This window comes from Sulfurimonas paralvinellae, assembly GCF_014905135.1.
GTDB lineage: Bacteria > Campylobacterota > Campylobacteria > Campylobacterales > Sulfurimonadaceae > Sulfurimonas > Sulfurimonas paralvinellae.
On the sequence record NZ_CP041406.1, the window covers coordinates 341,598 to 356,831 of the forward strand.

Consider the following 15,234-nt stretch of genomic DNA (forward strand, 5'->3'; position numbering starts at 1 on the left):
ATATATGAATAATCTATTGAATTGTCACAAAGGGTGCAGAGTCAAAGTGACAAAGATAAGTGCAGACAGCACTCTAAAACAGCGTCTCATATCGTTTGGTGTGATGAAAGGCGCAGAACTCAAAGTGCTTGAACACTCTCCAGGAAAAAAGACCATAGAGATAAAAGTAGGTAAAATGAGAATAGCACTGCGAGCAGAGGAAGCAAAACATATAGAGGTAGAAGAGATATGAATGGCGTAGAACATGATAAAAAAGCCTGCCCGATTATAGCCAACCATGTAAAAGTGGCGCTTGTCGGACAGCCAAATGTGGGTAAGAGTATGCTTATCAACTCCGTCAGCAATGCCCATCTACATGTCGGGAACTTTTCGGGTGTGACCGTTGATAAAACAGAAGTGTTGTTTGACTATAAAAATTATCACTTCACGGTAGTCGACCTTCCGGGAACGTATGCCTTTACAGATTACACGATCGAAGAGCGTGTAACACATGATTATCTTTGTGCCGAGGATTATGACATTATCATCAATGTTGTTGACTCGACCAATCTTGAGAAAAATCTGCAGTTGACATCAGAGCTTCTGACAATGAGCAAAAAGATAGTCATCGCTTTGAATATGAGTGATGAAGCTGAGAAAGAGGGCATTGAGATAGATGCAGATTATATGTCAGAACTGCTAAATGTGCCTTGTGTAAAAGTGTCCGCTGCTGCAAAAACAGGCATAGAAGATTTGATAGATACAGTGGTAGAGACACATATCAGCGAGAAAAAAGAGCCCAAGCTTATCTTTAGTGAGGCGGTGGAAGAAGAGATAACGACGATTGTCTCATACTTGCAAAAACATAAATTTCAGGCAGTTAACTCTTATAGAAACATAGCGATCAACCTGCTTAAAAACAACAAAAAAACCTATGAAAAGCTTCATGATGAGCCTATCTGGACAGAACTGCAGCCTATTTTAATAGAAGCAGCACGACATATAGAACTGCACCATGACACTGATGACATTAAAGAGGCTTTTGCTGAAGAGTATGCTTCTTTTAACAGGGGTATCGTTACAGAGGTCGTGCAGTATAAAGAGGAGAAGCAGGTTCAAAAAACGCTGACAGAAAAAATAGACTCTATCTTAATCCATCCGCTTTTTGGTATACCTATATTCTTGTTCTTTATGTGGGGCCTTTTTCAGCTTACCTTTACTGTAGGAAACATACCTATGGAGTGGATTGACGGCTTCTTTGTCTGGCTGGGTGATGTCGTCTCGCCAACGATTGCCAATGATGATGTTCGTTCTCTTATAGTTGATGGAATTATCGGCGGTGTCGGTGCAGTTGTGCTTTTCACGCCAAATATCATCATCTTGTTTATTGGTATAGCACTTCTTGAAACAACAGGATACATGAGCCGTGTCGCCTTTTTGCTTGATGGATTTTTCCATAAATTTGGTCTGCATGGACAGAGTTTCATTCCTCTCGTTACCGGTTTTGGTTGTTCTATTCCTGCATATATGTCGGCGAGAATTCTTAAAAATGACAGAGACAGGCTCTTGACACTTTTTATCATCGGGTTTATGTCCTGTGGTGCAAGACTTCCTGTCTATGTACTCTTTGCAGGAGCATTTTTTGGAGAAGCGATGGCGGGAAATGTTCTGTTTGCTATCTATGTAAGTGGTGCTATTCTTGGTCTTATTATGGCAAAAGTACTGAAAATGACCGCTTTTAAAGGTGTGGATGAACCATTTGTTATGGAGATGCCGAAGTATCGTCTTCCGTCACTCAAGCTTATTTGGCATACAGTGCTCACGCAGACAATTATGTACCTTAAAAAAGCGGGTACGTTCATTGCCGGTGCAGCGATGCTGATTTGGTTTTTAAGTAACTATCCACACAGTGATGCACTGGATAAAGTCTATGCAGCGAAGATAGAACAGAGTGTTGATGCTTCACAGAAGATAGCGCTTGAGAACGAACTTGCTGAAGAGCAGCTGGGACAGAGTTATCTGGGACGAGTTGGAAAGCTGAAAGAGCCGCTGTTTGCGCCGCTTGGATTTGACTGGAAGATGAATGTTGCTCTGCAGGCAGGACTTGCAGCAAAAGAAGTAGTGGTTTCTACATTAGGTGTTCTTTATTCGATGGGCGGAGATGTTACTGAAACTTCGGAGTCCTTGGCGGATAATATACGTAAACATATCCCGTTTGCTTCGGCAGTTGCCTTCATCGTGGTAGTAATGACCTATCTGCCGTGTCTTGCAGCGACAACAGTTTTCGCAAAAGAGGCGGGAAGCTGGAAGTATGCAGTCTATCTGTTCATTTTTACATCCATTGTAGCGTATGTTTTAGCATTCTTTGCATATAGAATTGCGTTGGCACTTGGATAAATTAACCGAATATTAGTTGAAATTTGTTAAAATAGTTCCAAGGAAAAAAAATGCAAAAAATATTGATGATAGAAGATGATTTGGAACTAGCTGAGATACTCACGGAGTATCTTGAACAGTTTGATTTTAAAGTAATAACCGAAGATGACCCGTTTAAGGCTGTAAGTATCTTGAAATTAGAGCCTTTTGATCTTGTTATTCTGGATTTGACACTTCCCGGCATGGATGGTCTTGAAGTGTGTGAAGCGATTCGGGAACGTCAGGATATTCCCATCATTATATCTTCAGCCCGCTCAGACGTAACTGACAAGATCAAAGCACTTGAACTCGGTGCGGATGATTATCTGCCAAAACCGTATGATCCGCGTGAGCTCGAAGCAAGAATCCATTCTGTACTGCGTCGTTATGAAGCAAAAACGGAAGCCAAAGCAGAGAATAAAAGCGACTTTAAATGTGACAAGTCAACGATGACCATCACCTATAAAGGACGTAATATTGATCTGACAAATGCAGAGTTTGGGATTCTCTCTTATATGATAAGCAAGCAGGGGCTTGTCGTCTCACGTGAGGACCTTATTCATAATGTCAATGCAATCAACGAAGACTCTTCAAATAAAAGCATTGATGTTATGGTTGGAAGAATCAGAAACAAACTTGGAGATAAATCTCTCATAGAATCAGTACGCGGTGTCGGCTACAAACTTTTGAAGTAATTTATGAAACATCATGCAGTACTCATAACCGTACTCGTCGCACTTATCGTCTCGCTAGTGAGTGTAAGTGCGATCTTCTGGGAATTTTACAAGCTCAATCATGAGCAGTATATCAACCATATCTTTACAAAATATACGGTCATCACACAGATTTATCGTGAGCATCAGCAGCGTCAAAGTTCAGAAGTCATGCTTGAAGCAAATTTGGCTGTATATGATATTGAGATGATAAAGGACGAAAAGCAAAAGAGGACCATTTTAACCAAAAGCAAGATACTAAAACGTGAAGGATTTAAAAGTTTCAATACTTCATTGATGATCAGTGAAAAGGGAATGTATACGAAAAATACGGTAACAAACCTGCGTGCAACGATGCTGGAGTATAAAAAAGCGATCTATTTTCATATTGAAACACCAAATGGCGATATTCTCATCCGAGACAATGATCTAAAACCATACAGTTACATCAATATTCTTTACACATATGCGACTGTCTTTTTGATTATCTCTTTATCGTTTGTACTGGTTCTGCAGAAACTGCGTCCGCTTATTCGTCTGAGAAAAAAAATCGCTCTTTATGGAAAAGGAAATATGAATGTCTCCTTTAAAACTTCCTCTGAAGATGAGATAGGTTCGGTCGCAAATGAACTTGACAAAGCAAGGCGAAAGATTAACAATATCTTGGAATCCCGCACACTTTTTTTACGAAACCTAATGCATGAACTAAAAACTCCCATAGCAAAAGGAACCATTGCGACACAGATGTTGGAATCGCCCAAACAGCGTGAGCGTTTTACCTCTATCTTTAAAAGGCTTGAGACACTTGTCAACGAGTTTGCGATGATAGAGGAAGTGACAAGCCTGAATGATAAAAAAGACTTTTCCGAGTACAGGCTTGTCGATATTATCGATGGTGCCATTGATATGGCCATGGTTGAGCGGGAGAGCGTTAGTGTAGATGTACCTGCAGATGTGAAAATACAGGCAAATTACAGACTCTATACGACAGCGATAAAAAATATGATAGACAATGCAATGAAATACTCAACTGACGCACATATAACAATTCGCATCAATGAAGAGGGTGAACTCTGTTTTGAGAGTAAAGGGGAGTGTCTAAAGCATCCGCTGCAGTACTATATAGAGCCTTTTACAAAGGAAAATCCATCGAAGAACAGTTATGGACTGGGGCTTTATCTGGTAGATTCTATCCTCAAAGCACATGGACAGGTACTGGCTCATGAGTATGAAAATGGAGTGAATCGTTTTATTTTTGCATAAGTTTAAAAATGTAAACTAATGTAATGAATAAACTCCTCTACATTGGTCTAGCAATATTTTTTGCGCTCTCTTTTTTTGTTTTCGGATGGCTTTCTCACAGTGCTTATGAACCTGGGAAGCGTATTGAAAAGCCATCGTTATTGGATAGAATTAAAAAAGAGAAACAACTCAATGTTGTTCTGCTCAATGCACCTTCTACCTACTATATAGGCAATGAAGGTCCACAGGGGTTTGAGTATGACTTGTTGAAGTCCTATGCAGATCATTTGGGAGTGAAGTTAAATATCACACCGGCGCATACTGTAAAAGAAGCATTGAGACTCAGTAAAAACCCAAATATTCACATCACATCGGCTTCTTTGGCAAAAACACCAAGCAGAGAAAAACTTTATCATTTCGGTCCCTCTTATTTTGAAGTTCAGGAGCAGGTGATCTGTTATCGGGGGATGCTCGGGAGTTCAAAATTTCCAAGAGATGTCGAGGACCTTGAAGGCCTTTCCATTATGGTCGGTGACGATACGAGTTACAGTGAAACACTGCAAAAACTCAAAGAGGACGGCTTTGATATCAATGTGACAACGAGTTCGGATTACTCTACTGAAGAGCTTTTGGAGATGGTGTCTAAACATCAGATAGACTGTACAGTGGCAGATTCGAACATCTATGCCTTGAACTTGAAGTTTTTTCCCGAGATAGCTTTAGCCTTTTCAATAAGCCCGCGTGAGCAGTTGGCATGGCTCTTGCCAAAAGATGCCAAAAAACTTGAAGCGGATATGTATGCATGGTTGAACGATTTTAATCAAAAAGGCAAGATGACACAGCTAAAAGATCATTACTACTCTTATGTGCTCTTTTTTGACTATTACAATACCAAAGTCTTTTATAAACGAATAAAATCACGACTGCCGCGGTATAAAAAATATTTTAAAGAAGCAGCAGAACGTTTTGGCATTCCATGGACATTGATCGCTTCTGTATCGTATCAGGAGTCGCACTGGAATCCGAGAGCTAAAAGTTTTACAGGTGTTCGCGGCCTGATGATGCTGACAAAAAGAACGGCCAAGATCCTGGGTGTGAAAAACAGGCTTAATCCAAAACAGAGTATCGTCGGCGGTACACGTCATCTTAATCAAATGATGAAATTTGTACCTCAGGGTGTTGAAGGAGAAAACAGACTCAAATATGCATTGGCAGCTTACAATGTTGGAATGGGACATATAAAAGACGCGCAAAAACTTGCCACACGCCTTGGACTTAATCCAAATGTCTGGAGTGATTTAAAAATTGTTCTGCCGTTTCTTTCACAAAAAAAGTACTATAGAACACTGAAATATGGCTATGCAAGAGGTGCGGAACCGGTGAAATATGTTGAAGCTATCTATAACTATAAAGATATTTTAGAGAAGTATGAAAAGGAGAAAGAAGCGGTAAAAGAGAAAGCTTCACTTCCTGTTATTGCGGTTCCTTTGAAAAGTAAAAAAAAGAGTGCTAAAAAAGTAGTAAAGAAAAAGTCAAAAAAAAGTCATAAAAAGAAAAGTGTGAGAAAAAAAAGTAAGAAAAGTAAGAAAAAAAAGCATACAACAACTAAGAAAAAAAGTTCTTAGTTATCGGCATCAAGTTCGCTTAAAAAAGTTTCCATGTCATATTTGACTCTGTATTCCGGTGTCATGATATGAATAAGAACATCACCGAGATCTACAACTATCCAGTCACCGCTCTCATCGACATTGTTAAATGTTTCCTCAGGTTTGAGTGAGTTTTTCAGATGGTCTAAAAGTGCTGTCGTGTGTTTTTGCCCAAGTGATGAGGCGATGATGGCGTAATCTACAAAGTAGTTCTTCCCACGCAGATCAAAGACTTCGATTGCTTCGGCTTTGTTCTTGTCAAGTGTTTGAGTTATTTTTTCAATTCTGTTTTGCATTATGTTCCTTATAATAGTGTGCAATTTCCTGTGCACATTTTTTTGGTAATTTTGAAATGTCGATATTATCTCTTAAATCGGATGATGCAATATCGACACCTATCTGAAGTTTTAAGAAATTTGGCGGTATCTCTATGTCATTCCGCGATGCTACGATAAAAGTGACAAGTTCTTTAAGTTCATCATATCTATACCACTTATGGAGTGACGCAAGATTATCTGCACCGATGACAAAGTAGATTGGATCATACTTTTGCAACATCGCTTTTACTGTTTCAACAGCAGGTACTTTTCGTTTTTTCTCAACTTCAAAAGAGCTGATTTGAACTTTTTCATCATCTGCAAAGATGCATTTCAGCCACTTCAGCCGTAACTCGGCAGGTGCTGTAAAAGTTTCTTTAAAGGGATTTAGAAAAGTTGGCATGATGATAACTTTTTTTATAAAATCTAACTTTTCTAAAGCCTTTACAACTGCCTCATGACCGAGGTGAGGCGGATCAAAAGAGCCGCCATAGAGTGCTATACCATTCATTTAAACCGAATTATAACTAATTTTGGATAAAATAACCCAATTTTTTTATATTAGGATAGTTAATGGCACTCAAAATAGCAATTAATGGATTTGGTAGAATAGGTCGTTGTGTCGCGCGTATAGCAGCAAAGAGAGATGATGTCGAGATTGTAGCTATCAATGATATGGCCAGTATGGATATGATGCTCTATCTTCTTAAAAATGATTCAGTACATGGAACATTTAACAGCGAAGTTGAGCAAGTAGATGATAAATACATCAGCATTGACGGTAACAAAATCAGAGTCTTTTCTGACAGAGATCCACAGAACTTAGACTTTGCAGGTTGCGGTGCCGATATGGTCTTAGAGTGTACAGGTGTCTTTCTTACTCAGGAATCAGCTCAGGTGCATATTGACAAAGGTGTCGAAAAAGTACTTTTTTCAGCACCGGCAAAAGATAAAATAACTCCGACATTTGTAATGGGTGTCAATGAAGAGAAATATGACGGGCAGAAGATCGTCTCAAACGCTTCGTGTACGACAAACTGTCTCGGTCCTGTAGCGCGTGTTTTAGATGACGCATTTGGCATTGAAAAAGGTTTAATGACAACGATTCACTCCTACACAAATGATCAAAATATTCTTGATGTAAAGCATAACAAAGACAAGCGTCGTGCCCGTGCAGGTGCTATCAATATGATCCCGACAACAACAGGTGCGGCAAAAGCCATCAGTCTTGTACTGCCACAACTTGAAGGTAAACTTCACGGACAGTCAGTACGTGTGCCAACTCCTGATGTTTCTATGGTGGATTTGAACGTTGTCGTTAAAAAAGGTACGACAAAAGAAGAGGTCAATGCAGCGTTTAATGAAGCAGCAGCTGGTAGACTGAATGGCCTTTTACTTGTAGATAAAGAGATGAGAGTTTCTCAGGACTTCGTAGGCTGCGAATACAGTTCAATCGTGGCAGAAGACCTCACGCAGGTCATCGGCGATGATATGGTAAAAGTAATGGCATGGTATGATAATGAGTGGGGTTACTCCATGCGTCTCATCGATATGGCTCTTCACATCTCAAAATAGGATTTTTTTTGGAACTATTACATTTAAAAAAGCTGGACTTGGCAAATAAAAAAGTATTTATCCGTTGTGATTTCAATGTCCCGATGGATGAGTTTGGCAATATTTCCGATGACAGACGAATCCGTTCTGCTATAGCGACGATAAACTACTGTCTCGATCTTGACTGTGCCGTTATTTTAGCTTCGCACCTTGGCCGTCCAAAAGGTGAAGTTGTTGAAAAATATTCTTTGGCTCCGGTTGCAAGAAGACTGCAGCAGCTGTTAAAGCGTCATGTGGAACTTGCTCCGGGTATTGTGGATGATGCAACACTCAAAATCGCAAAGGAACTCCCTCGTCATGAAGTGCTTTTGTTGGAAAACCTTCGTTTTGAACCGGGTGAGACGAAAGACGATGAAGAACTCTCACGCAAACTAGCTTCCATGGCAGACTTTTATGTCAATGATGCTTTTGGCGTGAGCCATCGTGCACATGCTTCCGTTCACGGCATTACGAAGTTTTTTGACAATGAACATAAAGCGGCAGGTTTCTTACTTGAACGTGAGGTAAATTACTTTGGTAAATTGATGAATAATCCTGTACGACCTTTTGCAGCCATAGTAGGCGGTTCAAAGGTTTCGGGTAAACTTGAAGCACTTGTCAATCTTCTGCCAAAAGTTGACAAGATTTTCATAGGCGGAGGAATGGCTTTTACCTTTTTAAAACAGCTCGGTTATGACATTGGTGCGTCACTTGTTGAGGATGATCTGCTTCAAGAGGCACAGAGAATTATGGACGAAGCGAAAAAAGCCGGTGTTAAATTTTACCTTCCTGTTGATGTCGTTGCGGCAGATAAATTTTCTGAGGATGCGGTCAGTAAGATAGTAACTGCACAGGAAATTCCAAATGGATGGATGGGACTTGATATCGGGCCTGCAACGGTGAGACTCTATCGTGAAGGATTGAATGATGTTCAGACAGTCTTGTGGAACGGACCGATGGGTGTCTATGAGATGGAAAAATTTGCTCGCGGAAGTTCCAAGATAGCTCACTTTGTAGCAGACAGTTATGCGACGACAGTTGTCGGCGGCGGTGACACGGCAGATCTTGTACAACGCGTTGGTGTTGATGATGAGATGAGTTTTATCTCGACAGGAGGCGGTGCTTCTCTTGAACTTTTAGAAGGTAAAGTACTTCCGGGTGTCGAGCCATTAATGGTAAAAATCAGCGAAGAGGCATAGGAGAGACAATGATAATTGCAGCAAATCTAAAAACGAACTTGACACGACATGACACGGCTTCTTATATAGAAGAGGTAGATAAATGTGCAAAGCAGAGCAATCAAGAAGTTTTTGTTTTTCCTGCAATCTCATCACTTGACAGCTTCAGTGCAGAAAAAGTAGAAGTCGGTACCCAAAATGCTTATCCGACAGTTAATGGTGCTTTTACGGGTGAGATCGGGTTGGAACAGCTTGAAGAGTTCGGCATCAAAACTATCTTGATCGGACACAGTGAACGACGTCATATCTTAGGTGAAACTCAGGAGTTTATTGCCAAAAAATTTGCCTATTTCAAAGAGCAGGGCTTTACAATAGTCTACTGTGTAGGCGAGCCAAAAGAGAAGCGTGAAGCAGGTAAAGAAGCTATGATGGAGTATATCTCTGCACAATATGAAGGTATAGATACTTCCTATGAAAAGCTAATTATCGCTTATGAACCTGTTTGGGCAATAGGCACGGGACTTACACCGACACTTGAAGATATCGAAGATATTCATACAGAATTAAAGCAGAAATCTTCAGCACCGCTGCTCTATGGCGGGAGTGTTAAAGTGACCAATGCAAAAGAGGTGTTATCACTGAAAAATGTCGATGGCATTTTGGTGGGAAGTGCGGCACTCTATGCTGAGCATTTCTGTACAATGATACAGTATGCCGATGAGATAGAAAAATAAAAACAGTATAATTAATTAAGGAGAAAAAAATGTTGATGAAGGGTAAAAAAGGTCTTATCGTAGGTCTTGCAAATAATAAATCAATAGCGTACGGAATTGCAAAAGCATGTGCCGATCAGGGCGCTGAAATGGCATTTACATATTTAAATGATGCACTTAAAAAGAGAGTTGAGCCGATTGCCAAAGAGTTTGGCAGTGACTATGTCTATGAACTCGACGTTAGTAATGAGGAACACATGGCGGGCATCGCTGCAAAGATCGAAAAAGATTTTGGCAAGATCGATTTTTTAGTTCACTCTGTTGCATTTGCTCCAAAAGAGGCACTCTCTGAGCCTTTTATAAAAACAAGCAAAAGTGCATTTCAAATTGCTATGGATATCTCTGTGTACTCTCTTATTGACCTGACAAACCGATTAGAGTCAGTTCTGAGTGATGATGCGTCAATCTTGACACTCTCTTATCTCGGTGGTCCAAAATACGTAGTGAACTACAATGTAATGGGTGTGGCAAAAGCGGCACTTGAAGCGAGTGTCCGTTATATGGCAGTGGATCTTGGAGCAAAAGGACAGCGTGTCAATGCTATCTCTGCGGGGCCTATTAAAACTCTTGCAGCTGCGGGTATCGGTGATTTCTCACAAATACTTAAATGGAACGAAACAAATGCACCGTTAAAGAAAAATGTGACAATAGAGCAGGTCGGAAACTCTGCGATGTATCTGTTGAGTGATCTTAGCAGTGGTGTGACGGGTGAAGTGCATTATGTAGATAATGGTTATAACATTATGGGAATGGCGGCTGCAACGACAGATGAGAATGGAAAAACCGTTCTCGCTTGGGATGCGAAAAAGTAGATAGTAAAAACTATCTACTTCCCAATAACAGGCATGCTCTCCAACTTGTGAACATTTGAGCTGTTATAGTCATTCGGTTTTGCTCGCATATAGGCAGCAGCTTTATCAACATACTCCTGAAGAGTAAAGTTTTTATCCTCTTTATCAACAAAGTGTGATTCTTGAGTCTTTGTGGCTGAAGTATTGGACTCTATCCCTTTTTCCTCTTTCATATACTTCTTTTGAATCTCTTTATCTTTAGCAATAGTAGGCTCCCAATCATCATGTAGCCATGAGTCCAGCGACTTTTGCATAGCTCCTTCTTTTTCTATTGCAGCATTTGATTTGCTTATACTGTTAAGAGCACTGTTCTGTGATGGTGCGACCTTTGTCGTTGATGATGCACAGCTGTTTAGTAAAAAAGCTGTTATTATTAGTTGTGATATTGTAATTAGTTGTTTCATATGGGAATTATAGCTAAAAAAATGAAAAATAACGCCAGATTTATCTAATGTTAAGAATAGGTTATGCTATACTGCATATGAAATTTGTAAAAGGATAAGGAGAAAATATGAAATTTACAAAAATGAGTTTGGTAGCGGCGCTACTAATTGGTTCAAGTGCATTTGCAATTGACAATGTTAAAGTAAGCGGTGACGCTAAATTATATTATAATACACAAGATAATGACTATAGTACACCTGCTACAAGAAGTAATAATGATTTATTTGCTTCACAAGGTGCAGCTGGTCAAGCTGCTTTAGGCTTAGGCATTACTGCTGACTTGGCTAAAAATGTTTCTGCAGGTGTTCATACAACTGTTTTAACTACTCTTGGTCTTCAAGGTCAGTTAGTAAATAATGTTTGGGAAGGAACGAATGGTCTAACTGATTCATGGATTGTTGATGAAGCATGGGTCGCTGGTACTGTTGGTAAAACTACTGGTAAAATCGGTCGTATGAAATTAGACACTCCACTAGTGTTTAGTGAAACTTGGTCAATCGTTGAAAATACTTTTGAAGCAGCTGTTGTAATCAATCAAGATGTGCCAGATACTACATTGGTTGGTGCTTATGTTGGTGGTTCTAATGCAGCTAACGCTATAAGTGGTAATGCTAATGCTGTTCCTGGTGTAGGTATTGCAAATAGAATTCAAACAATTGCAAGTGAAAGTACATTCTCACAATTTTACAATGGTGCTTATGCTGCAGGTGTTGTAAATAATTCATTCAAGCCATTAACTGCACAAGCATGGTATTATGATGCTCCACAATACGTAGATGCATTTTGGTTACAAGCTGATTTAGCAATGGAAGGTGTTGTTGCCGGTGCTCAATACACTAAAATTAACTATAACAAAAGTAATCAATTAGCAATAGCAAAAGATACTGATAATGATGTATATGCATTTAAACTTGGGTATGAAATGAAAGATGTTGCAGCAATTAGCGTAGCATATTCTCAAACTGGAAAAGAAACAGTTGCAAGTTTAGGTGCTGGTGAAAACCTTGCTACACTAGGTAATAAACCTATGTCAAAACTTTATACTGAAGCATGGTGGAACTATGGTTATGTAACAAGAGCTGATACTTCTGCGTTAAATGTTACAGTCACAGGTAAAGCAGCAGGTATTGATTTAGGTGCTTACTATACACAAACTGATGCAGATAAAAATGGTGGAACAGTTGATCGTGCAGATATGAAAGAATTTACAGTAACTGCTGGTAAAGACTTTGGTCCATTAAATACAACTTTAGCATATGTTTATACTAAAGCAGATGATCAAAATCAAAAAACTGCGGCTAAAGACGGTGATGCATATAATGCAATCCAAGCTTATTTAACACTAAACTTCTAGTCTAACCTCTAAATTCGAAGTATAACTATCTCCCTTCTGGGAGTTAGTTTCTCTCTTTTAAAAACTTTCAAAATTATACTTTTATACTTATGCTATAATTTTCCCTATGACACTCTTTATAAAAAAACTTTCTTACATTATTTTTATGCTTTTGCTTATTTCTATCATCTCTTTTTTAGCGATTCACGCAGCACCAAACAGTTTTTTTGGAGCAGGAGAGCTTAATCCTAATATGACAAAAGAGGCAATAGCCAAACTCAAGGCTGTGTATGGACTGGATAAACCGCTTTTTATGCAGTATTTGGACTGGATCAAAAATCTTATAACCCTTAACTTCGGAATCTCTTTTGTCAGTGGGCAGAATGTAAGCTCAGAGATACTCAAACGGCTTCCTGTGACACTTTGGATGAATTTTATCGCTTTGATATCGGTCTTTGTGCTTTCACTTTGGCTTGGCATAAAAGCAGCGATGAATTATGAGCAAAAGAGTGATTATATCATCCGACAGCTCTCTTTGGTCTCTTTCTCAATGCCTTCATTTTATTTGGCACTGCTCTTTATCATTCTCTTTTCCATCAAATTAAGCCTGTTTCCTATAGCGGGACTGCATTCTATTACACCAAAAGAGGGCTTTGCAAATATTGCAGATATGGCATGGCACTTGGTGCTGCCTATCTCTGTGATGATTTTTGTTGGTTTGGGGAGTATGATAATTTATGTACGCTCTTTGACACTGGAGATACTCAAAAGTGATTATTACTATTTTGCACGCTCACGCAACATAAAAGAGAAAGATCTGCTGCGTTATTATATACTACCAAATCTCATGCCGCCTATCATCACCTTATTAGGTTTGTCTTTGCCTGGACTAATCGGAGGTAGTGTCATTTTGGAGTCTATCTTTGGAATCGAGGGAATGGGGCAGCTTTTTTACATCTCGGCGCTCTCACGCGACTACCCCATCATTATGGGAATTTTAATGATAACAGCATTTTTGACGCTGCTTGGAAACATGGTGGCGGATCTGATTTTGTTGAAACTCAACCCATATGTAGAAAGAGGCTAAGACGATTTTTTTCTCAACAAACTTGTTTGTTGTAGCTTTATGGGGGGGGTGTAGGGACATACTTGTCCCTGCTGCTAATATGGGCTTTGCTCATATTAGTATATTATTAGCTGAAAAGTGCCTCTAGCGCATCGACACTCTCTTTTTTCTCTTCTATCTCACCGTTTTCATTTGTCATTTCATCTGTTTCAAGAAGCTCTATCTGCATACCTGTAAGCATGGATGCCAAACGGATGTTTATACCGCTTTTACCGATCGCTTTTGATTTTTGGTCCGATGGAAGTGTAATGATAGCTTTTTCATTCTCTCCCTCTTCGTTCTTGACAATCTCAACATGTGAAATAATAGCCGGACTCATTGTACGTGAGATAAAGAGTTCAGGAATGTTCGTGTATTCGATACAGTCAATATTCTCACCGATGAGCTCTTCGCTTACGGCGTTGATACGCACACCTTTTACACCGACAGTAGCACCGACAGCATCTACTTGTGGATGTGTTGAGAGTACGGCAACTTTTGCGCGTTCACCCGGAATACGTGCAGATTTTTCGATGATGACCGTACCTTCCGCAATCTCTGGCACTTCAAGCTCTAAGAGAGCTTCCAAGAATTTTGGAGAGGTGCGTGAGAGTTCTATCTGGATTCCATGCTCTTTATCCATATTTACACGACGAACGACAGCTTTTATGTGGTCACCCACTTCAAAAATCTCACCTTTTATACGGCTTTTCATCGGCAATACGGCACGAATCTCATCGACTTCTATGTAAGTAGCATTTTGTGCATCAACACGGATGACACGACCGCTGACAAGTGTACCTACTTTTGACTTGTACTTATTGTAAACTTCATCTTCTACAAGTCTTTGGATGTGATACTCGATCTCACGGTGCAGGCCTGATGCCGCCGTTCTTCCATAATCTTCAAGATCGTGATCTATTTGAAGTTGGTCACCAAGCTCTACCTGATCATCATATTGTCTTGCATCTGTAAGTGAGATATATGCCGGAGCCGTCTCTTCATCCTGAAGTCTTTCATCATCATCTTCAACGACTGTTATCGTCTGGACGATTTTGATGTTCTTTGAATCTTCATCAACGATCGCTTCAAAAGCGAAATTTTGGTCTATGACTCTTTTTGCAGTCTGAACGAATGCCGTTTTGAGTGCTTCAAGCACTTTTTCCGGTTGCAGCCCTTTTTCGTGTCCTATCGCTTCTGCGATATCTAATATTTTTTCCATAGTTGTTCCTTTTTTGGTAAGAAATCGTTTAACAATAATAAGTGCATTGGGGGATTTCTTAATCGAAGTACCGTATTATACCGAAATTCTGTTAAGATTATCTTTAATCAGCTTTTTAGAAGATTTTAAGTATAATGCAAAACTTTTATATATAAATCAGGAGAGACTATTACATGGATTTAAAATTAGCAAGAACAGATTTGGATGCTAAACCAAAAAAAATCGATTTAGCGAAGATCGAAGATAAAGTTGCAAAAGAAGAGAGTGTTATCTTTTACTTTGATAGAGAGAACTCTCATAAAGATTTGCTTGCACTGCAAGATCACTTTGAAGAGCAGGGAAAAAGTTTTTACATGAACGAGGTAAAATATGGTCTTTCAGATAATGACTATATGTACCAAGTTCACATTATGAGCTAAGACG

General features: G+C 39.5%; 16 protein-coding genes. 12 read left to right on the forward strand and 4 right to left on the reverse strand.

Annotated features, from left to right (window positions below; genetic code table 11):
• Positions 1 to 4: 4 nt before the first annotated feature.
• Genes FM071_RS01895 through mltF form a run of 5 tightly spaced genes read left to right on the forward strand, consistent with a single transcriptional unit; the run spans position 5 to position 5,974 of the window.
• On the forward strand, positions 5 to 232 hold the full coding sequence (locus tag FM071_RS01895; protein ID WP_193111354.1) for a FeoA family protein: 228 nt from the start codon (positions 5 to 7) through the stop codon (positions 230 to 232).
• The gene (gene feoB / locus FM071_RS01900) at positions 229 to 2,376 is read left to right on the forward strand and encodes a ferrous iron transport protein B (protein WP_193111355.1); all 2,148 of its coding nucleotides are present in this window, start codon (positions 229 to 231) and stop codon (positions 2,374 to 2,376) included. The genes FM071_RS01895 and feoB overlap by 4 nt, the downstream gene beginning before the upstream one ends.
• A gap of 50 nt (positions 2,377 to 2,426) precedes the next feature.
• Positions 2,427 to 3,089 (forward strand): response regulator transcription factor, encoded by a 663-nt coding sequence (locus FM071_RS01905; protein ID WP_193111356.1) that lies wholly within the window; start codon positions 2,427 to 2,429, stop codon positions 3,087 to 3,089.
• A gap of 3 nt (positions 3,090 to 3,092) precedes the next feature.
• Positions 3,093 to 4,370, forward strand: a complete 1,278-nt coding sequence (locus FM071_RS01910) for an ArsS family sensor histidine kinase (RefSeq protein WP_193111357.1) — start codon at positions 3,093 to 3,095, stop codon at positions 4,368 to 4,370.
• Positions 4,371 to 4,393: 23 nt separating this feature from the next.
• On the forward strand, positions 4,394 to 5,974 hold the full coding sequence (gene mltF, locus FM071_RS01915; protein WP_226960558.1) for a membrane-bound lytic murein transglycosylase MltF: 1,581 nt from the start codon (positions 4,394 to 4,396) through the stop codon (positions 5,972 to 5,974).
• Here mltF and rsfS read toward each other — a convergent pair.
• Positions 5,971 to 6,291 carry a ribosome silencing factor gene (gene rsfS / locus FM071_RS01920; protein ID WP_193111358.1) on the reverse strand — a complete coding sequence of 107 codons (321 nt, stop codon included), beginning with the start codon at positions 6,289 to 6,291 and terminating at the stop codon, positions 5,971 to 5,973. The genes mltF and rsfS overlap by 4 nt on opposite strands.
• The gene (gene nadD / locus FM071_RS01925; RefSeq protein WP_193111359.1) at positions 6,275 to 6,823 is read right to left on the reverse strand and encodes a nicotinate (nicotinamide) nucleotide adenylyltransferase; all 549 of its coding nucleotides are present in this window, start codon (positions 6,821 to 6,823) and stop codon (positions 6,275 to 6,277) included. The genes rsfS and nadD overlap by 17 nt, the downstream gene beginning before the upstream one ends.
• Before the next feature lie 62 nt (positions 6,824 to 6,885).
• Between nadD and gap the strand changes: the two genes are divergently transcribed.
• From gap to fabI, 4 genes are read left to right on the forward strand one after another with little or no spacing between them, the layout of a single operon-like run.
• A complete protein-coding gene (gap, locus tag FM071_RS01930) occupies positions 6,886 to 7,887 on the forward strand; it encodes a type I glyceraldehyde-3-phosphate dehydrogenase (RefSeq protein WP_193111360.1) in 1,002 nt (333 codons plus the stop codon).
• Positions 7,888 to 7,895: 8 nt separating this feature from the next.
• On the forward strand, positions 7,896 to 9,104 hold the full coding sequence (locus tag FM071_RS01935) for a phosphoglycerate kinase (protein WP_193111361.1): 1,209 nt from the start codon (positions 7,896 to 7,898) through the stop codon (positions 9,102 to 9,104).
• 8 nt (positions 9,105 to 9,112) lie between these two features.
• Positions 9,113 to 9,817 carry a triose-phosphate isomerase gene (locus FM071_RS01940; protein WP_193111362.1) on the forward strand — a complete coding sequence of 235 codons (705 nt, stop codon included), beginning with the start codon at positions 9,113 to 9,115 and terminating at the stop codon, positions 9,815 to 9,817.
• A gap of 29 nt (positions 9,818 to 9,846) precedes the next feature.
• Positions 9,847 to 10,668: an enoyl-ACP reductase FabI gene (fabI, locus tag FM071_RS01945; RefSeq protein ID WP_193111363.1), complete on the forward strand. Its 822-nt coding sequence runs from the start codon at positions 9,847 to 9,849 to the stop codon at positions 10,666 to 10,668.
• Between the two features lie 14 nt (positions 10,669 to 10,682).
• On the opposite strand, the gene FM071_RS01950 is transcribed toward fabI, so the two are convergent.
• The gene (locus FM071_RS01950) at positions 10,683 to 11,111 is read right to left on the reverse strand and encodes a hypothetical protein (RefSeq protein ID WP_193111364.1); all 429 of its coding nucleotides are present in this window, start codon (positions 11,109 to 11,111) and stop codon (positions 10,683 to 10,685) included.
• Positions 11,112 to 11,218: 107 nt separating this feature from the next.
• Between FM071_RS01950 and FM071_RS01955 the strand changes: the two genes are divergently transcribed.
• Together FM071_RS01955 and FM071_RS01960 are read left to right on the forward strand one after the other, a co-directional pair.
• Positions 11,219 to 12,505, forward strand: coding sequence for a porin (locus tag FM071_RS01955; RefSeq protein ID WP_193111365.1), 1,287 nt, complete (start codon positions 11,219 to 11,221; stop codon positions 12,503 to 12,505).
• 106 nt (positions 12,506 to 12,611) lie between these two features.
• Positions 12,612 to 13,571, forward strand: a complete 960-nt coding sequence (locus FM071_RS01960) for an ABC transporter permease (RefSeq protein ID WP_193111366.1) — start codon at positions 12,612 to 12,614, stop codon at positions 13,569 to 13,571.
• Positions 13,572 to 13,677: 106 nt separating this feature from the next.
• Here FM071_RS01960 and nusA read toward each other — a convergent pair whose 3' ends face one another.
• The gene (gene nusA / locus FM071_RS01965; protein WP_193111367.1) at positions 13,678 to 14,811 is read right to left on the reverse strand and encodes a transcription termination factor NusA; all 1,134 of its coding nucleotides are present in this window, start codon (positions 14,809 to 14,811) and stop codon (positions 13,678 to 13,680) included.
• Positions 14,812 to 14,984: 173 nt separating this feature from the next.
• On the opposite strand from nusA, the gene FM071_RS01970 reads away from it, so the two are divergent.
• Entirely contained in the window at positions 14,985 to 15,230 is a 246-nt protein-coding gene (locus FM071_RS01970) for an HP0268 family nuclease (protein WP_193111368.1), read from the forward strand.
• Positions 15,231 to 15,234: the final 4 nt, after the last annotated feature.